The sequence below is a fragment of the Arenibacter sp. P308M17 genome (genome assembly GCF_003426735.1).
GTDB lineage: Bacteria > Bacteroidota > Bacteroidia > Flavobacteriales > Flavobacteriaceae > Arenibacter.
Genome location: NZ_QVON01000003.1, coordinates 568,892 through 590,777 on the forward strand (window position 1 = coordinate 568,892; position 21,886 = coordinate 590,777).

9 protein-coding genes are annotated in these 21,886 nt (G+C 40.3%); 8 read left to right on the forward strand and 1 reads right to left on the reverse strand.

The features are described 5' to 3' along the window. Positions 1–145 precede the first annotated feature (145 nt). From D0S24_RS10365 to D0S24_RS10390, 6 genes are all read left to right on the forward strand, one after another. Positions 146–3,250, forward strand: coding sequence for a TonB-dependent receptor (locus D0S24_RS10365; protein WP_181938067.1), 3,105 nt, complete (start codon positions 146–148; stop codon positions 3,248–3,250). 17 nt (positions 3,251–3,267) lie between these two features. Then, the gene (locus D0S24_RS10370; RefSeq protein WP_117019792.1) at positions 3,268–4,986 is read left to right on the forward strand and encodes a RagB/SusD family nutrient uptake outer membrane protein; all 1,719 of its coding nucleotides are present in this window, start codon (positions 3,268–3,270) and stop codon (positions 4,984–4,986) included. Positions 4,987–5,844: 858 nt separating this feature from the next. Continuing rightward, complete coding sequence (locus D0S24_RS10375; RefSeq protein WP_117019793.1) at positions 5,845–8,814, forward strand: LamG-like jellyroll fold domain-containing protein; 2,970 nt, start codon at positions 5,845–5,847, stop codon at positions 8,812–8,814. 183 nt (positions 8,815–8,997) lie between these two features. Beyond that, positions 8,998–11,700: a glycosyl hydrolase 2 galactose-binding domain-containing protein gene (locus D0S24_RS10380; protein WP_220377742.1), complete on the forward strand. Its 2,703-nt coding sequence runs from the start codon at positions 8,998–9,000 to the stop codon at positions 11,698–11,700. A gap of 842 nt (positions 11,701–12,542) precedes the next feature. Continuing rightward, positions 12,543–15,578 (forward strand): glycoside hydrolase domain-containing protein, encoded by a 3,036-nt coding sequence (locus D0S24_RS10385; protein ID WP_117019794.1) that lies wholly within the window; start codon positions 12,543–12,545, stop codon positions 15,576–15,578. Between the two features lie 10 nt (positions 15,579–15,588). Continuing rightward, a complete protein-coding gene (locus D0S24_RS10390) occupies positions 15,589–18,366 on the forward strand; it encodes a glycosyl hydrolase 2 galactose-binding domain-containing protein (protein ID WP_181938068.1) in 2,778 nt (925 codons plus the stop codon). Positions 18,367–18,682: 316 nt separating this feature from the next. On the opposite strand, the gene D0S24_RS10395 is transcribed toward D0S24_RS10390, so the two are convergent. Further along, positions 18,683–19,366: a GntR family transcriptional regulator gene (locus D0S24_RS10395; RefSeq protein ID WP_117019796.1), complete on the reverse strand. Its 684-nt coding sequence runs from the start codon at positions 19,364–19,366 to the stop codon at positions 18,683–18,685. A gap of 327 nt (positions 19,367–19,693) precedes the next feature. Between D0S24_RS10395 and D0S24_RS10400 the strand changes: the two genes are divergently transcribed. Together D0S24_RS10400 and D0S24_RS10405 are read left to right on the forward strand one after the other, a co-directional pair. Further along, positions 19,694–21,064, forward strand: coding sequence for a hypothetical protein (locus D0S24_RS10400; protein WP_117019797.1), 1,371 nt, complete (start codon positions 19,694–19,696; stop codon positions 21,062–21,064). 38 nt (positions 21,065–21,102) lie between these two features. Next, positions 21,103–21,885, forward strand: coding sequence for an SDR family NAD(P)-dependent oxidoreductase (locus D0S24_RS10405; RefSeq protein ID WP_117019798.1), 783 nt, complete (start codon positions 21,103–21,105; stop codon positions 21,883–21,885). The last annotated feature ends 1 nt before the right edge of the window (position 21,886 follow it).

Here is a 21,886-nt window from a genome sequence, read left to right on the forward strand (position 1 = left end):
ATAATCGCATTTATAAAAAGTGAATCACCTAATGTTTAATAAATCAACCATTTAAAGAATTATGAAAAAAGTCGATCAACAGAGGTCTTTCCATTTGGCTTGCCCATATAAGGACTTATTAAAAATTAAGCTCACGATACTCATTATGATGGTTTTTATTGGCTGGGCTAAGGCCAATGTGTATGAGCCCAACACAAAAGTATCGTTCGATACAGGTACTATTACTGTAAAGAAGGATTTGGAATCAATTGAACAATCTTTCGTTGTCAAGGGTACCGTTACTGACAATTATGGAGAGCCATTACCGGGAGCCAATATTATGGAAAAGGGTACCTCAAACGGTACCCAAACTGATTTTGACGGAAATTTTCAGTTAAGTGTACTTGATCTGGAGGCTATTCTGGAGGTGTCCTATCTCGGTTTCGGAACAAAGGAAGTTCCTTTAAAAGGATTGACGATTCTAAAAATCCAACTAGAGGAAAGTGCATCCGGTCTGGATGAAGTTGTACTTGTTGGATATGGCTCCCAAAGCAAGGCCACATTAACCGGATCCATAACCAATATGACTACGGAAAAGATTGCGCAAATACCCTCGGCCGATCTAACTACACTGTTGGCGGGAAGGCTATCGGGAGTAACGGTCTCAAGCAATACGGGAATGCCTGGAATATCCTCGGATTTAACAATTAGGGCGAGGGGAACTTGGAACAATGCTACTCCAGTATATGTTATTGATGGTATTGTAAAGAGCAAGGCCGATTTTGATGCACTTGATGTTAATGAGGTAGAGGAAGTCAGCATCCTAAAGGATGCCGCTTCTGGGGCTATTTATGGGGCCAGAGCTGCCAATGGGGTTGTTCTGGTAAATACGAAAAAAGGACATTCCGGTAAGCCTACGATAAATTATATTTCGACCTATAGTGTAGAAAAGCCAACTATATTGCCTGATATGATGTCAGGGATAGATATTGCCAATATGGCCAATACAATAAGTGAGACTTCATGGTTTTCTTGGAGCCAAGAAGATTTAGATTGGTTACGTACCGTAAACAATGGTTATGGTTACGATTATTTGGACGAAGTTTATAAAGATCCTTATAGTAGCCGTCATGCTGTTAGCATATCCGGAGGATCCGATGCGGTTAAATACTACATAGGGGGTTCTATCTTTAAACAGACAGGTTTTCTTGAGCCGATTACCTATGATAAAAACAATTTAAGGGCAAATATTGATGTCAAAATTTCTAATAACCTAACTGCGAATGTGAACCTTGCTATTTCCAATAGCTTACGCCAAAGAATGGACCCACCTGGTGATGGCAGTGATTGGGGAGGAGAGGGGTTATGGACAAAGTTACAGACTTGGAACTTTTACGACCCAATTTTTATAGATGGGAAAGCCCCTAATTTAGGATGGCTAGGTAATGTGGGCGGATTGATCAATAATTCCGGATATATGAAAAATAGAGGTCAAAATCAAAATGCTGTACTTAGTTTGACCTATAACATTCCAACATTGGAAGGCCTATCTGCAAAGGTTACTTACGCGAACAACCAGTCGACAAGCGATGTAAAAATATTTCAAAAGAAACATACGCTATACGAAATTACTGGGCATACACCTCATGACTTTTCACAAGTGAAACTTACTGGGCAAACTGTTAAAAGCAATTGGCCATCCAGGGAATCACTTTCGGAAACAGCTTATTTTAACAGGTCATATCAATTTAATACGCAAATAAATTTTAAGAGAGCTTTTGGTTATCACGGTATTGATGCATTGTTAGCCTATGAACAAAGTGAAGGTTTCAATAACAATTTTGGAGCTGGTCGATATGATTTTCCCGTTCTGGTAAGGGATCAATGGAATCAAACTAGTGGAGTACCTGAAGATTCATGGGCTGGAGGATCTGAAAATGAAACAGGTAGATTGTCGTATGTTGGAAGATTAAACTATGACTTCAAATCCAAATATTTGCTTACTGCATCATTTAGATATGATGGGTCTCTAATATTTAAACCAAGCGAGCGTTGGGGGTTATTCCCCTCTGTTTCTGCTGGTTGGGTTGTAAGTGAGGAAAAATTCTTTGACATTAATTTCATTGAGCGACTTAAATTAAGGGCATCATATGGGACTGTAGGTAATGATGCAGTTGATCCATGGAGATGGCAAGAGCAGTACGTCGGGGGCACCGGATATTTTTTGGGACAAAGTCCGCGAGAAGTCAAGGGAATACAATATGGGGGAATCACCAACCCCTTGATGACTTGGGAAACTTCCGAATCGACAAATTTTGGTCTTGATATAAATTTGACCAACAATCTCAGTTTTACCTTAGATGTATGGGGCAAAAGAACGAAGGATATCTTAGGGTCGCAACTTGATGAGCTGCCTTCTACGGTTGGGGGAAATATACCAAATACCAACTATGGTGAAATGAAGTCCAATGGTTATGAGATAGAAGTAGACTATAATAATAATATTGGGGATTTTAATTATTATCTAGGGGCAAATTATGGATATGCTACGGATGAAGTCGTAAAAATAGCGCAAGGTGATAATATAAGGGATTTTCAAAATAGAATCGGCCGTTCCTGGAATTATATTGCCGGGTTGGTTTATGATGACATTCTAAGAACTCAGGAGGACATTGATGCTTTACCTACAGGTTATACGATCTATGGTCAGTCCCCTCAATTGGGTCAAATTAATTACCAGGATATTAGTGGTATAGACGGTGTACCAGATGGCAAAATTGATGGTTTGGATAATACTGTTATTGCTGATAATGCCGCTCCTACTTCAACTTATGGGATTCAACTTGGTGGGAGTCTAAAAGGTGTAAGCGTGGACGTATTGTTTCAAGGAACAGGAGGTTATAAGAAAATCCTAAGTGCCCAGGCTCCCTATGGATGGACACGGGTGTATGGCATATGGGAAGACTATTGGTCACCTGAGAATATAAATTCCTCAATGCCTAAACCAAATTGGGATATTGCATCAGACCGTTATCATTCTACTTTTTGGTTAAAGGATGCGGATTATTTGAGACTTAGATATTTGAACATAGGTTATGATCTGCCGGAGAAAGTGCTCAATACCATTGGGGTTAAAAAATTAAAATTGTTCATTTCAGGAACTAATTTATTTACGTTCTCGAAATTTAAAGACTATGATGTGGAATTGGGTAGTGCAGGAGTTTATCCAAATATGCAAAATTATAGTTTGGGTTTAGACATAACACTTTAATATAAATAACGTAACAAATGAAAATAAATAATCACCTAGTAGTACTTTTCATTCTGATAGGGCTTGCTTTTGGTTCCTGTGAAAAAGTATTCGAAAAAGAAAACCTGAATGCGATCAACCCGGAAGATGTATGGTTGGACGAAGGACTGGCAGAGGCCTATATCAATAATATTTATAGTCTTTTCATGCCAGGAATGGCTTTTAATGGGGGGGCATCGGACGAGGCACCTAATGGGGATGGTTTTACCATGCAGCCTCTTCTAAAGGGAACCGCAGATATAAATACAGTGAATTATTGGCCTTATGCAAATATTAGGAAAATCAATATTTTGCTCAGAGAAGTTGAAACCAGTACTCTTGATCCCGATTTTTTGGGTGGGCTGAAAGGACAGGCCCTGTTTTTCAGGGCCTGGGCATATTTCAATATGACGAAACTTTATGGAGGTGTTCCTTTGGTGCTGTATGCACAAGGTTTGGAGGAGGAAGATTTGTCCGTTCCAAGAAGTAATGCGGCCACCTGTTTTGAACAAATAATAAAAGATTTGGATGAGGCAATCTCATTGTTGCCCGATGAATGGACGGGCGCAGACTATGGTAGGATCGATAAAGGAATAGCAATGGCCTTTAAGGGGCGGGCCTTACTGTTTTATGCAAGTCCACAATTTAACCCTTCTGGGGATGCCACTAAATGGACTGATGCCTATAATGCCAATAAAGAGGCATTGGCATATTTGGAAACGATGGGGAAAGGATTGTACCAAGGCAATTATGAGGATATCTGGTACCAGGAATTGAACGAAGAGGTAATTATGGTAAACCAATTTTTGAATCCTGGCCGTACTTATAACCAAAATGTACTAAGACCTTTGTGGGCTACTAGTGGTGCTGTTGGGTATGATCAACCCGCTTTAAAACTTGTGGATGCATTTCCTATGAAGGACGGATCCGATTTTGATCCCAATGCCGGTTACGGAGAGTTCTATAAAAATCGTGACAATCGTTTTTATGCCAATATTGCATATAACGGGAGCCATCACTATAATATAAAAGATCTTGACACTTTCGAGTCGTATCTATGGCTATATACAACCGCCGCCGGAGAAGATTCCGAACAATTGCTTTATGGTTTTTCCGGATTTAATTGGACCGGATTCTATAGACTAAAGGCTGTGGATAAGGATGTAGATGGGGCAACCATTAATCTGGCGGATGTTGATTGGATCGAAATCCGATTAGCAGAAGTCTTGATGAATTACGGCGAAGCGGCCAATGAAATTGGCAATACGGCCGAGGCACTTCAGGTATTGTACGATATAAGGGCCCGTGCCGGTATAGAAGCCGGATCGGGGAATTATGGGATCACTTCTAACGATCAGGCAGGTATTAGGGAAGCGTATATCAACGAGAGATTTGTTGAGTTCGCTTTTGAAAATAAAAGATGGGATGACCTAAGAAGATGGAGAAGATTCGATATTCTTAACGACCAAGTAGTACATAAAGGATTGTCGTTTACCGTAAATCCAGGGGAACAGGCACCTCAAGGTTATGACAATATAGATGATTTTTGGGACAAGTTTTCTTGGAGTACTTTTGATGTGGAAACTGCCCCGAATGAAAGATTTAATATTCCTGATACCTATTATTTCTATGGGATTCCAGAATCTTATATTCAAAAGGATGCCAATTTGGAGCAGACAATAGGTTGGGATGGAGGTACCTTTGATCCATTGAATTAATATTTATTTGATAATTCTGGAGTTGTCCATAATTAATATGGCTGTAGTATTAGTTCAAATCAATAACGCAATTATTCATAATGATAAGTGAGATTTTGATCATTGGAGTTAGTTAAGTTAGTTTTAGTAGGGGGAATGGAGTGTTTAAATGCACTCCATTTCTTTTTTGGGTCAATACATGACTTGTCTATTTAGCATTTGACGAAGGGGGGGCTTTTTGGATCGTTGGCGCAGTTGCTAATCGTCACAGGATGGGTTTTGCAAAAAAACGATATAAACGGAGGCAGTAAAAAGTGCACAAATATCCGAAAGAAGCAATTTTCGATGTTTCATATATCATATTCTAAATAATTGTTAAAATGTGTATACACTTTTTTTGGAATTTAATATCTTTCGTACGAAATTAAAAGTATATACACTTTTAGTTAACGATTGAACACATTAGAAATATGGGCAATAGGTTTTGGGGAGGTATAGTAAAAATTTCAAATAAAATAATGGCATACTGTTCACAGTTCACCTTAAGGTTGATTCGTTTTTAGTTCTGATCAAATGACCGATTGGTTCCAAACGGAAGATATGGAACGTTTGTGGTATTGAATATGGGAACCAAGTATTATGGTCATAATCAGTTCTATTGATAATCGTTTCATTTTTATTAAAGGACGGATCATGGAAATTATTGTGGAATGGATCTTCCAGGAACAAAAATCTATGGAAAATGGAATTTCTTTTTCCGCGAGATCCTGGACCGGTGCTTTGGAGCCCTCAGCCTTGTTAGGTAACTAATTGTGTTGCCCAAAGGAATATGTATTGGAATAAAATGATCAATAATATAATAGTCTAATTAAAATAATCATGACCGTATTTTTAAAACACAGTTTTGTTCTCTTACTAATGATAGTCGGGATCGGCGCCAAGGCACAGATAGATGTGAAAGCCCATTTTAAAATGGGACAGGGAACAGCAGTTACCTATGCCATAGGGCCTAAACAGATTATCTCGGAAAACAATGCACAATTGACATTATTACGTAAAGGGAGTCCCGTATTTTATGCCAGCGCTCCTAACGGCAAACAAGGTGGATCTATACTATTTACACCTGATAATGGTTATTACCATTCGGAAAAGAATTTGATCGACAATAACGACAATTTTGTTCTTGAAGTCTGGGCAAAACCTAGATTGACCGAGGGAAAGGATATAGATGCCAAACATACTTTCGGGATTGTTGGTTTGGGCGATGCACGAAATGGATATGCAATAGTACAACAGGGCGATAAATGGTTTGCAAAAGTCGGTGGCAAAGGTATGTTCGAGATAGGAGTTGCAACTTACAATAAGTGGACCCATCTTGCTTTAGTGGCTGACGGCAATAATTGCACATTGTGGATGGACGGGGTGAAAAGAGGAATATTCCAAAAAGGAAATAAAATCAATGCAGGCTTCACTGTTGGCAATCAAAATAAGGGTAATAATCAATTTAACGGTGAAATTTACGAGGTGCGATTTGCTACTTTTAAAACAGGAGAATTTAATCCAGGGAAGGATTTTTTACTCAATTATGAATATAAAAAAGGACTAAGTGCCAACAGAATAAAAAAAACCGAAGCACTTATCCAAAACATAGAATCACCCGGAACCGGCAAAGAGATTGTTAATTCACTTTCTGTCTCCTCACAATCCCAGGACTGGCTTATACACAAAATCGATGAGCCCAGTAAATTATTGATAGAAAAATCCAAAGATGGCCTAACATCCATGTTTCAATTAAATAACGGATTGGTAAGTCGCACCTTTTATGTGTCAGACAACATTGCATGTGTCAGCTATAATAACTTATCAAATGGCGCAGAGTATGTGCGCGCTGTAAAACCTGAGGCACGTATTATGCTGGATAGTATCTGGTATGAGGTTGGCGGGTTGCAAGGTCAGCCCGAAAAATCGTATCTGATGGAAAGCTGGTATGCAACAATAGAAGCCAATCCCAATGCATTTAGTTTAGTAAAAATTGAAACGGGCTTGCCAAAAGAACGGTATCACTGGGAGCAAAAATATAATGCCCTATCCACACCGTGGCCTGCGAAAGGACTTAGATTGACAATGACTTTCAAGCCTACCGAAATAATGACGGCGGTAAAGGATATTGAAATAAAAATAAATTATGAGATCTACCAAGGCATTCCCGTAATTTCAAAATGGCTGGAAGTTATCAACCATAACGAAAGGGATGTTACTTTGGATCGTTTTGAATCCGAAGTATTGGCCATAAACCAGGACCAAGTACACCGGATACATGTAGAAAGTGATTATTCCTTTGCTTTGGCCAACTGGGACAAGGACGGGAGCGGCTTGCTCCATTTCACGGGAGACCCCAAACCCTACCAGGCAGGTCAATCTACCACGAAATGGGTAGTAGACCCTGACTATCATACTTGGGCCACTCAAAACGCGGCGGAGGATATTTTCTTGGATTTTCCACACCGGAACCTTTTATTGAGCAAGTTGCCGATGGGGCCTAATGTGCTAATAGGTAAAGAGGAACCCTTTATTTCAAATGTTACTTTTGAACTATTGAATGATAGTGACGATAGAGAAAGACAGTCACTGGCCCATCGGAGAATGTACAAAACTTTAGCACCCCAGGTAACCGAATCACTGATTGGTGCCTCTATTACCTCTCATGATGAAACTCTCTTAAAGTCCCTAATTGACCAGATGTACGAACTTGGCATGGAAAAACTTACCATTGACCCATGGCCTGGGGTGAGCTATGACAATATGGACGAAAGCTATCTGAAACATTGGAAAAAAATAGGTAAATATGCGGAAGAGCGAGGGATAATAATGGCAGGTTACGAATTGCAGGTCGCTTCCAGAGGCCGCGGACCTGAAGTTGACTGTATTGACCCGGCCACTGGCAGCCCTGGAACTATGTTTGGCCAAAGCGTATGTATAGCAAGTAAATGGCAGGATGATTATTATCCTAAGATGTGGAGGTTTTATGATGAGTCCAAGTTTATGGTGTATAGTGCCGATGGTCCCTACCATGGGGATGCCTGTGGGTCTGAAATTCATAAACATCACCGAGGGCTGAAAGATTCCCAATGGGAACAATGGAAGGCACAGGTGGAGGTAATTCATGAGGCCCAGAGACGTGGTATGAACATTCTTCTTCCAGATTGGTATTTTTTAAATGGGGGCAGCAGTACCGGTATGGGATATCGGGAAGCCACCGCCAATCTTTCCCCCCAACAGCAATTACTACTAGGGCGGCAATATATATATGATGGAACATGGTATAAGCTACCAACGATGGGTTGGATGACCTTGCAACTTGTTGGTTTTTACACAAATGACCCACGGGTTGGACTGGAACCCTTAAATGAAAACATCGAGCGATATGAACAGCAGTTAATTCAGTATCTAGCGAGCGGTTCCCAACTTACTATCCGCGGCAACCGTATGTACGATACCCCTGAAACAAAAGCAATGGTTCAAAAATGGTTGACCTGGTTTAAAACGTATCGCCAAATTTTAACTTCTGATATTATTCATGTGAGCCGCCCCACCGGTCGTGATTTGGATTGCATGCTACATGTGGATCCCTATGGAAAATATAAAGGCATGGCCGTTGTCTTTAATCCAACGGACAAGGACATTGAAAAGGAACTTAAATTGCCCTTGTATTATACCGGATTAAAAGACAGTGTAACTGTAAAGAAAGAGGGGGGCGGGCAAAAAAAATATACTCTAACCGAGGAAGGTGAATTATTGATGACCGTAAAGATAAAGGCGGGAGGTACATCATGGTATGTATTGGAGTAAAGTAACAGAGTATCTAATCGAATAAAGGAAAAGGCGATTTATACGAAAAATAATTTTACCGGGATTTGCTGTTCCGTTGTTGATAATTATCTGCCCATAAGGTAAATAAATCCATGTTCATATGGCTCCATTGATCCAACTATGTGCTGTTAAATAAAAATCAAATTATTAAATATGAAAAGGATGAACAATAGAACAGGGAAAATTGCCATGTTCTTATATTTTATTTTCGCCAGTATTACTTATACAAATGCACAGACTGTAAAACCGTTGTCACTTCCTGAAATTGGACAAAAAACAACGCTTCATAGCAATTGGTGGGCCAAGCGGGCAAGTGAGATAAATATGGATGGAAATACACTGACCTCAGCTCCAATAGTTGTTGATTCCGGATGGGTAGTGAAATCACCTCCAACCTGGGTAATCATACCTCCAACGGATCATAGTGTAGGATGGATGCCTGCCAAGGTTCCAGGTACGATTCTTACAACCATGTTAGAAAATGATATATTTCCTGACCCAGCAATTGGAATGAACAATGAACTGATCCCCGATGTATACCATGTAGGGGCAGATTTTTATACTTTCTATTTTCTAAACCAATTTACTGTAAATAAAATTCCGGTAGATGAAAAGGTGTGGCTTAATTTCCGGGGAATCAACTATAAGGCTGAAATTTTTCTCAATGGTAAAAAGATCAATACTACCACCCATGAAGGCATGTTCCTGCGTAAGAGTTTTGAAATAACACCCTGGCTAAATTATGGCAAACCAAATGTATTGGCCGTAATCGTTTACCCACCAACCCATCCGGGCAATCCAAATGGTGGACAAAGTGGCGACGGTACAATTGGCCGCGATAACACGATGCAATACATGCCTGGGTACGACTGGAGCCGCCCTATTCGTGATAGGAATACCGGGATTTGGGATGAGGTGACTATAACAAAGACCAAATCGGTGAAAGTGGAAAATCCCTATGTGGTAACCAAAGTCCCGGGAATTCGGGAAGTGAAAGGACTGCAGGAAGAAGCGTACGTAAAAACAACTGTTGAATTAGTAAACACCGCTAATGAAATTCAAACAGGTTTATTGATTTGCGAAACCAATGGACAAAATGTAACAAAAGAGGTTACCATACCTGCCAATGAAAGAATAGAGGTTGCGTTAGATGACCTCATATTCAAAAACCCGCAATTGTGGTGGCCAAATGGCATCGGAGAACAACACTTATATGACATGAAAATATCATTTAAGAGCAACGGAAACATAAGTGATAGTAAAGAGCTGCGGTATGGCATCCGAGAAATAAGTTCAGAACCATCACCTAATAACAAAGGCCGGAAGTTTTATGTAAACGGACAAAAGATTTTCATTCCAGGAGGAAACTACATATCATCGGATTGGCTCCTTAGGCTCTCTCCTGAGCGATACCGTACAGAGATACGGTTTCATGCAGAGATGAATCTTCGGATGATCCGTGTCTGGGGCGGTGCAATGATTGAACGTCCTGAATTTTATGATGCCTGTGATGAATTTGGTATCCTGGTTTTTCAGGACCTATGGGGTACGGCCGATGTTATCGGTGCATGGGACGATCCTATGAAGTTGGACAGCAGACAACGTAGAAGAGAATATCCCGATAATCAAGACCTTTATATTGAATCCGCTGTTGATCAGATCAAAATGATTAGGAACCATCCATCCTTAAGTGTATGGTGTGGAGCCAATGAAGCACCATTATCCGACTACCTAAATAAAACCTTGACGAACCAAGTATTCCCAAAACTTGACCCCCATAGGTGGTTTGTAAGTCACTCAACTAATCCCCTGCTGGTTGGAGAGGGGTTTGATGGTCCGCATGATATACAAGAGCCGGAATGGTTTTTCACTAAACACATTCCCTTTAACCCCGAATTGGGATCAGTTGGTTTACCTGAGATAGAAACACTTCGGGAAATTTTACCTAAAAAAGATTTGGATATGTTTCCTGTAGAAGGGTTATCCCGTAATTATGCATGGAGTTATCATTTAAATTTAGGTTATGGAAACCAACTTGAACGTTACGGTAAGATTCAGGATATAGAATCATATACTAAAATAGCTCAAGTTGTGAATTATGACCAATATCGCTCATTAATGGAAGGGCGGTCCTCGAAAATGTGGGAATGGTACACAGGTTTTCTAATTTGGAAAACACAAAACCCTTGGACAGCCCTCCGTGGCCAGGCCTATGATTGGTATTTGGATGTAAATGCTATGTTCTACGGGGTGAAAAAAGGCTCGGAACCCCTTCATCCCATGTACAATTTGGAGAGCAAAAGAATTGAATTGGTAAATTCAACACTAAATGCGTACAATGGATTGATCGTTAAGGCTCAATTAATTGATCTAAATGGAAAAACAGTATGGGAACGATCTCAAAAATCAGATGCCCTTGCGAATACTGTTAATACCCTGTACAAAATACCAAAACCAAAGGATTTGGACGGCGTCTACTTTTTGAAGTTGACATTGGTTGATAAAACTGTTCAAATTTCTGAAAACATTTACTGGCTGACAACAGAGAAAAAGGATTACTCTCAATTCGAGCAGTTACCTAAAACACGACCAGAATTCTCATTAGAGCTGAATAAGGAAGGAGATAATTATTCGTATACAATAAGTATGAAAGCTACCGATAATATCTCATTTTTTAATAGGATAAAAGTTTTTGATAGACAAAGTGGAAAAAGAATTTTGCCGGTGTATTATTCTGACAATTACATCACCCTTATGCCAGGGGACAAAAAAATTATCAAGTGCGAGTTTTCATCATCTATAGGTAAGGAAAACATTGGCGTGGCAGTGGATAGCTGGACCTCAGATCGGATAGAATTGAATTAATATGGATGTATACATTGCAACTGCAAATAGTTTATAGTTAGTACTTCCCTATATTAGACAGATACCCAGTATATATTTTCATGGATTAACAGGAGGTAGACCTTTGGTTCCTCATGATGTACTTATGGATTGGATCGATAATTTAGGCACATGTTTATAAAACGTTATAACCATTTTTTCACTAATAAGGAGGCTGAATAAAAATGGAATATATGAGAGGATTACTTTATTGTTGTTTTCGTTTCTTAGTGTTTTTCTTTAAGTACGGTCCAAACGCTGTTATTAAGAGGTAATGACTGGGAATTAAAAGACATTCCAAACGAGACAACCGACGCGGTCTTGCCTGGATAAGTGTGAAGTATGCTGGTTGGACACATACACTTCTTGTTTAGAATATACTACCATATCTACCTTTTGAAAATATTCACAAAGTGTATACACTTAAATAAAAAAAGCGTATATTGCCATAAATATTAAAGAGTATGTATTAACGAGGTTGTGAATTTCAACTGAACCGCAAAACTGTTACATATAATAAAGCTTAATAAGCAAATATCTACTCAATAATTTTTTGGTTTTAGATTTACTCCAAACCAAAGTTCAATGTTATTTGGATTTGATTCGCTAGATATTTATGTACTTGATTTAAAGTTGATTATGATGAAATACAATGAGGATACTCTTATGGTGTTACCCTAGAAGGCTACGTTTGAAGGTTAGCTGCTCATATAGCCCTAGGATATTTAATGGAGTGCCATCCTTGTTCGAAATAGATATGTGGACTTAATTAACAAATAAGCTTAAACAACCAAAGTCTAAGATTTCTTTAATACGTTAAAAATATGAGATTATTTTTTCTAAAAGCCACGTCCTTCCTTTCGTTACTCTGTTTAATTTCTTTTGATCTATGTAATGCACAGGAAGGAAAACTTGATTTTTCCGAAGTAAAATACAGTATCGGTAGCTGGCCTGTAGAATCCTATGGTAATTACCGTGCGGTGGTAGAGGTACAAAATAAAACAAATGCCTGCTTTGTGCGCCTACCATGGAGAAGACGGGACGTCGACCCACATAAAAAACAGATCATAGTGGTAGATGCGAGAACGAATCAAGTCGTTAAAAATGTTTTTTGCCCGGAGATCAATAGGGAGTACGGAGATGTAATTTTTCAGCCTGGGACCGTTCCGGGCAGGTACTATATTTATTATATGTCTTATTCGATCGGCCATAGCTATTTTCCCAATACTACGTACCTGACAACGGAAGACTTGGCAGACCCTGCTTGGAAAGCTTCTCTTCAAGATGATTATATGAATGGCTTGGACAAGGGGCAACTGATCGAATTTCAGTCGGCCGACTCTTTTTACCGGGTCGATCCCATGGAGGTCATTGCCACAGCCGGGGAAACTGCTAGATTGCTTGCGCGTTATAAAGAGGCAGACTACCTTCTATTTCCGGAAAAAAGGGAGTTCCCCATTGCAATGAAATATGATCTTCCCCTAAGATGGGTAAAGAAAGGCCCTTCAGATATTATTACGGGGGAAGCACAACCCGGAGAATATTTCACTTTTCAAATCGGGATGTACGCCTTGAAAGATGTGGAAAACATAAAGCTCGAATTTGCAAGCGCACAACTATCCAAAGACGCCTTCACCTGTTTTAATAAGGGGGGGGGCGACTGGATGGGCAAGGTATTTGAAAAAAAGTTATCGGTGAATACCGGTGAGGTACAACCTTTATGGTGCGGGGTTCAAATTCCGGATAATTTCAACGGTCCACTGGTGGCTACTTTGGTGCTAAAACCATCAGGGATGAAGAAAAGAAAGATCAAAATCAATATACTGGTTGCGGGAGACCGGCTGACGGATGGCGGGAGCAGTGATATTCACAAAATGGCAAGACTGAATTGGTTAAATTCGACCATAGGATTGGACGATGAAACTTTCGGCATATATCCACCGATAGTCATAAAAGATAATCAGGTGCAGACTCTTGGCCATAAGGTCGTTTTTGATGCAAGCGGACTTCCCGGACAGATTACCAGCTCATATGATGACATGTCGACCCTTACTGATGGGCCGGAACGCAAACTACTTTCGGCACCGGTCAAATTTGTGGCGGTAAAGGAGAACAAGGAGGTGGCTTTTACATATGGTCCAAATAAAGTAATGGATAGGGCAACAGGTGCCGTTACCCAAGCAACACAGGGAACCAGTGAGTCGTTGGACCTGGAATGTCGTTCCAAAAGCGAAGTTGACGGGTATATGAACTACACCATAACGGTCACTGCAAAGGAGGATGGTAATTTTGACGACATGAGATTGGAAATCCCCTATCGGAAGGAAATCGCAGAATATATGATCGGGATGGGACGAAAGGGAGGGACCCGGCCTAAAAATTGGAGTTGGAAATGGGATGTAGAAAGAAGCAATAGTGTTTTCTGGCTTGGAACCGTGGGGGCCGGCCTTCAGTGCAGATTAAAAGGGCAGACCGACACGTGGGAAATATTTAATTTTAAAGATACGGGCATTCCTGAAGATTGGTATAATCAAGGAAAGGGAGGATGTAACATGCAGGAAAAGGACGATTCCTTTTATGTACAAATCTTTAGTGGCAGTAGGAAGATGAAAAAAAGGGATCAGCTTACGTTTCGATTCGGCCTATCGATGACCCCGGTTCGACCACTGGATAACGACCACTGGCAATGGCGCTATTGGCATTCGGATAAAAATCTGGATCAAATGGACAGTATCAATGCGTCGGGTGCCAATATCATTAATATTCATCATGCCAATGGACTAAATCCTTATATCAACTATCCCTTTGTAGCTACTGACACCCTAACACCGTATGTTGCAAAGGCGCATCAAAACGAAAAAAGGGTGAAACTATATTATACCGTTCGTGAACTGAGCGTGAGGGCGCCCGAAACATTTGCTTTGCGAAGCCTTGGGGATGAGATTTATCGGACTGGTGAAGGTTTCAGATTGGCAGATCGATTCACCCTTCCCACAGAAACAGGAGGGGTTACCGGAGAATCATGGCTTTGCGAACACCTGATCAACGATTATCTACCGGCATGGCATCATTATTTTAGTGAGGGACATTGGGATGCATCCATTGCACAATCGGGTCTCTCGCGCTGGCATAATTATTACCTGGAAGGGTTGGACTGGTTGGTCAGGGAGGTAGGTATTGATGGCATTTACCTCGATGGACTGGGGTATGATCGGGAGATTATGAAACGTGTACGGAAGGTCATGGACAGAGCACGCCCAGGGTGCTTGATCGATTTTCACTGCGGAAACCATTTTCATCCTCAATATGGGATGAACAATATCTCAAATTTCTTTATGGAGCATTTCCCATTTATTAACAGCCTCTGGTTGGGGGAGGGCTTCGATTACAACGAACCCCCGGATTATTGGTTGATTGAGTTAGCGGGTATTCCTTACGGATTATTTAGTGAAACGCTTGGAAACCACAATCCTTTCCGGGCAATGGTCTATGGAATGTCAGAACGTATTTATGGCAATTCCAATCCGTCGGAGATATGGAAATTATGGGATGATTTTGGTATTCAGGAGGCAAAGATGCTGGGTTATTGGTCACAACGTTGCCCTGTAAAAACCGGAGAAACAGATGTAAAAGCGACGGCTTACGTGAAAGATGATAAAACGTTGATTGCAATCGGAAATTGGGGAGGGGATAAACTCATCACATTGGACATTGACTGGGACGCTATTGGATTGGATAAAAATAAAGCAATACTAAAAGCTCCTGACATTAAAGGAATCCAGATTGAACAAATATATAATCTGGACAAACCTATTCCGATAGAGTCTGGAAAAGGGTGTCTTTTAGTTATAAATGAATAAAATAGAAACAATGGGAATAAAATATATTGTCAACGCATTACTACTTGTCCTGATGATTTCATGCATTGAGGAAGATATTGAGAATTTTCAAAAAAATGAATTGCTGTTATCTGGTAATGATTGGCACTTAGTATCATTTGAGCCTAATGAGGGAGTGCCCAATTATGCTATGGATGCTGATTTTCCATTAGATAGGGCCATTGCGGCTACAGTTCCCGGTGACATACACTGGGACTTGATGCGGGCTGGTGAATTACCTGATATTTATATTGGTTCAAATGCGCAAAAAACCTACGATTTACCACTAAAGGAATGGTGGTACCGTAAGTCGTTCACCGTGGGGAAGGAATGGTCGGAAAAACACGTAAGGATCCAATTTGAAGGTGTTGATTATGCCACTAAAGTATGGTTTAATGGAGAGTATTTAGGGTCGCACAAAGGGCAGTTTACACCTTTTGAGTTCAATGTTACGGATAAGGTGAAAATCGACCAGGAGAACACCCTTACCTTATTGATCGAATCAGCTCCTGAGAATATAGTGCATAAATTATTTGAACTTCCAAGGGGCCAATGGCAACGTCAATATGCACAGGACGAAGTAACCAACACTTTGGATTATTGGAAAAGCCGTACCATGACCGGTTGGGATTGGGGGACCCCTTTATGGAGCATGGGCATTTGGAAAGATGTAAAACTTATAGGATCCACGGACCTTTTTCTTGATGATTTACTCATATATCCTCAAATTGAGACTCCGTATGACACGGCGATTGTAAATACAACGATACATGTAAATTCTGAAATGTTCAATGGGGATGAAATCGTCTTGGAGTATAAGGCAGAGTGTATTACTGCAAATGCGCCGGGTTCCAGTGCAACCCATCTCTTAAAACCCACCAAAGAAAACAGTAAAGGTGTTGAATTTTCATTTCCCCTATCATCACCGGCCCTGTGGTGGCCCAATGGTTATGGCGAGCAAAATTTATATAGCTTAACGGTTACCGCAAAACACAAAGAAAACGGAGAAATATTGGATCAGATTAAAAGAAACTTTGGAATCAGGGAAATACAATTATTGCAAAATCCAAAGGCCGATGATTATCAGAAAATGATGTGGTTTTCCCACAGGCCTACTGCTTCTGGCGTAAGGGAGATTCCAGAAGATTCGAAACCGGAATTTTTAGTGCAAATTAATGGGAGACCCATATTCTTGCATGGCGGCAATTGGCTTCCTTCCGACCTGTTATATGGCAGACCAGGAAAAGAGAAATATAAGCATTTGATACGGATGGCTACCCTGGCAAATTACAATGTATTTCGTGTTTGGGGCGGAGGGATAATTGAAAAACAGACATTCTATGATCTTTGTGACCAATATGGAATTCTTGTCTGGCAAGAAATTCCAAATGGGGGATCTATCCCTCTTGAAACAGATAAAAGTCTGGCTACTACCAACGAACAACAGCGAAAAATTATGCCCCAGCTTATTAATCATCCCAGTATCTTTCGGTATGGCTTTGGCAATGAGCTTTATATGACAAGGGATAATAGTAAACAAGTGGCCCAATTCGAAGATATATGTAAGGAAATGGACCCAATGCGACAAGTCGTTGGTCCTAGCCCGATTGTAGAATACCAGAGGCATGGCCCACATTGGTTCAATATACCCAATGAATATGACCTGTATAATACGGGCTATCCATTGACTGCTGGCCCGGATAATCCAGTAGAATGGACCGAATATGGGGCCTCGGGAGCATCCTCCCTGCAGACATTGAAACGTATATTGCCGGATACTGAACTCTGGCCATTACCATACAATGATTCGGTAATGAAATGGCACAACAGTACCGGGGCCTACACTCAAACGGACTGGCTTAAACCTGAAATCTACAAATCATTATTTGGGGAATTGCCGAACCTTGAGACCGAGATCAAGGCCAGCCAATTTGTTCAGTCTGAAGGACTACGTTACGCAAACCAGTCTCATCGACGAAAAAAATGGCATCGAAGCGGATCCTATATGTGGACCTTTAATGAACCATGGCCCAATGTTGCGCATGGCTCGATAGTTGAGTATTACGGACTTCCCAAAATGGCGTATTATTATGTAGGTAAATCCTATTCCCAAATAGATGTAAGTGCAGAGTATAAGAACATTTCTCTTCATCCCAATGACACATTAAATTTGCCTGTTTTTGTCACCAATGCTAGGTCGGAGCAGATTGACAAGGTAGAGTTGGTAACAAAGATCATGGATTTGGAAGGGAACCTTTATTATGAAGAAAGCAAAATGGTATTAATAAATGCCAATTCAGCACATAGAATAGATACTCTCAATTTTCATGTGCCAAAGAAGGCAAACAACAATGTACTGTTGGTTAGATTTGACCTTTTCGATGAACATAAAACGAATCTTTCATCGCAGACGTATACCTTTGGCATAAGTAGCGCTACAGTAAACAAGGTTCCCGATAAAGAGTATTTGCGCCCCATGCTTTATGCTCCCAAAACTGACATTCAGCTCTCGGTTAATTACCATCAAAATAAAAAAATGGGAAATGATGAGATGGCTTGTTATTACGCAAAAGTAAAAAACACATCAAATGTTCCTGCATTATTTGTGCAATTCATAAGTCCATACAAACCACAGGAAGTTTATTTTGGGGATAATTATTTTATTTTGTTGCCCGGAGAAGAGAAGATGATTGATATAATGGTCTCACAGGATATGAAGGGAAAATTTAGGACGACAGATATTTCTTTGGAAGCTTGGAACAGTAATTGATAACTATTGCAGACTGCACTGGAAGGAAGAATACTATAGACCTTTGTTTCATAAGTGAGAATTCCGTTGTTGTCCAACGCGGACTTAAAAAAAAGGGCCAGATTGACCGTAATGTAAATTGTTTCTTTCAGATGTGGTATCGACATATGTAGGATAAGCAGTCTCTTGCCTACCTATAAAAAAAGGGCCAATAGAAAATCAAGGAGGGCTTTATGCCTTCCTTGATATGTTGGTATAAAATTTGGGTTGGAGTTCCTCCTTGTAATTTTATCCACAGACCATGAATTTGACAAGTAATTCTAGACCTTGGACGATGTTATTTAGGGGTTTCTTTTTTTTCTTTTAATAGTTCCTGAAGGATCGGGGTGGAGGACCTTAAATGTTCATCCAAGAGTTTACGTGCAGCATGTATATCTCCCTTATATATGGCTTGAAGGATGGCTATATGTTCGGATAACGCTATTACGGCCCGGTTTAAATCATTGGCCGCGGCACGTTGTAGGATACGTATAAAGGTCCACAATGATTCGAAGGCCAATACTATAAATTGGTTTTCGCAAGAATCCACCCATAATCTATGTAGGTTCGTATCAAGTTCGAGTGCCTTTTCGGTGAAAGGATCATCAGGCCCGAAATTTTGTAGCTTAATGGATATGTCCAACAATTTTTTTACTTTTTTAGACCCTATCAATACATCGATGGAAGAATCAAAGGCCAATAATTCTATTACTGCCCTAACATCGGTTAATTTAACGAGGTCTTTTTGACTAAAATCCTTTACCAAAGGGCGTTGGTTATGCCTAATTTCCATTAGCCCCATGGCAGCGGCACTTCTAACGGCCTCCCGAACCGGTGTGCGGCTTACTCCCCAATCTTTGGCGAGCTGTGTTTCACGAATAGGCTCTCCTGGAGCAAATGAGCGGTTAACGATAGCTTCCAGTAGCTTTTGCAATACGATGTCCGAGGTATCCCCAACCCGTTTTGTTTTTAATGAATCCATATTTTTATTTAAAAGTGCATGCACTTTTAAATAAAAATCATATATTGCGACTCATTTAAAAATGTATACACTTGCAAAGATATTATTTTATTGGATATAACTATTGTATCACCATAAATATTGATATGGCGGTTAGTTGGCAATAACCAAGTAGTATGTTGTATATCTCAATTAGTAGAATTCATATAAGCTATTATCCAAAGTTCCGGATGACTGCGGGTAACAGACGACTTTAATCCACGTAGGCATAGGTCAAAAAAAGGGATTTTCTATAAAATGTACAAAACCATTTCAATCTTGAGTTTTATATTTTAATCTATAATTATTTTGAAAAAAGCAATCAATTTCACAGGGAAAGCAGTATTGATTTTATGTTTTCTAGGGACCATCACATCTTCGAATGTCCAATCGGACAGATCGCCTAAGAAGGATATTTTAAGTGGTAGGGATTTTCGATTCCTGAAAACACTTACCAAGGTTGTTATGGATAGTTCTCGCATATACCCCGGACAGAAAATTGCCGATATGATGGGAAATAACAATACTGGGGGAGTACTTATAAAACCCGGAGGAAGAGGAAGTTATCCCGCTTTTTGGATACGGGATTATGCCATGTCTTTGGAAACCGGATTTGTGGACAAGGAAGAACAAAGTCATATGTTGCTATTGACGGCGTCTACCCAGGCGGATCGGACCTGGATAACAAAGAACGGGGCCATGGTCCCTTATGGTGCCATAGCGGATCATATACGTATGGACGATAGTTTGCCCATTTATTTTCCTGGCACTTATAGCTATGATGAACAAGGAGCACCGGAATGGGGAATGACGCCGCCTTATGGGGATCAGTTTTTCTTTATCCATATGGCCCATTATTATCTGAAATCGACCAATGAAATTTCAATTTTAGAACAGGAAATAAATGGCAGTAAGCTTATAGATCGTTTGGAACTTGCCTATAATGTGCCCCCGTCAAGGCTGGATAATCATATTGTGACTACGACCGATAATTTTAGGGGCATCGATTTTGGGTTTAGGGATGCCCAGACCATCACCGGTGACCTTTGTTATCCGTCCATTTTAAAATATAGGGCATCCCTACAACTGGCCGACCTATTTGAAGCTTTGGATGACAAAAAAAAAGCGGCCAAATATAAGGGTATTGCCCATAAAATAAAGGAAGCCATACCTTTAGTGTTCTTGGATGACAGGGGCATGCTAAGGGCTTCCAACGGCAAAGGGAGCCAGGCGGACGTATGGTCCACCTCCCTCGCAATGTATTTAAATATTTTTAGTGAGGAAGCCAGTGATAAAACCAGTCGCTTTTTGTCCGATGCATATAGAAATGGTCATTTGGCCTATAGGGGCAACATTAGACATATCCCAACTACCGATGATTTTGACAATTCTACGGCATGGGAGTTTTCCATGGCACCCAAGAATACCTATCAGAATGGGGCCTATTGGGGAACCCCAACCGGATGGGTGTGCGTGGCAATAGCCAAAACCGATATTGTACTGGCCCAAAAACTGGCAAAAGAATTTATTGATGATCTAAAGGAGAACGATTTTAGAAAAGGATCCGTATTTGGAGCTCCCTATGAGTGTTTCCATCCGTCAGGTAATCTACAAAACCCTTTGTATATGACAACGGTAAGTTGTCCCTTAATTGCTTTTAGTTCTTTTTCCAATCCTTGAAGAAAACAGACAACATTATAACAACCAATAAAGTAACTATGAGATTAGTAAATAAAAAGGTAATTATAACCGGTGCAGCAAATGGCATTGGTAAAGCTATTGCAAAGTGTTTTGCAAAGGAAGGTGCCATAATATCCATTTTGGATATTGATTGTTCAAAGGCTTCCTCGGTTGCAAATGAAATACAAGGCGATGGTGGTGCTGCATATGCAATCCAATGCGATGTTGGGGATTCGCTTCAAGTGGATGCTGCTTTTAACGAGGCTATCAAAAAAATGGGTGGACTGAATATTTTGGTCAATAATGCAGGAATTATTAGGCAATCCCCAATTGTGGACATGATGGAAAAAGATTGGGATGATATTATTAGAACCAACCTTAAAAGTGTGTTTTTGTGTACACAGAAGGCGTTACAGGAAATGATCAAGAAAAATGAGGGAGGGAGAATTATTGCGATGTCCAGCATCCACGCTCAGTTAAGTGAACCTTCATGTGGCCATTATACTGCTTCAAAAGGAGGCATAGAAGCTTTTATTAGAACGGTGGCCTCAGAGGTTGCTCCGTATAAGATCACGGCCAATTTTATCAGGCCTGGTGCAACATATACCGAATTGACAATCCCGATGTATACCGACTCGGTGAAGAGATCCCTATATGAAAGAATTCCGCTACGCGAAATTGCCCACGCCGATTGGGTTGCCCAGGCGGCATTATTTTTAGCCGGTAATGAATCCGGATATATGACTGGTCAGGATATTACCATTGATGGCGGATATTTAATGAACGGCTCATTGCCGGGGGCTCAATATTGGGAAGAGTAAT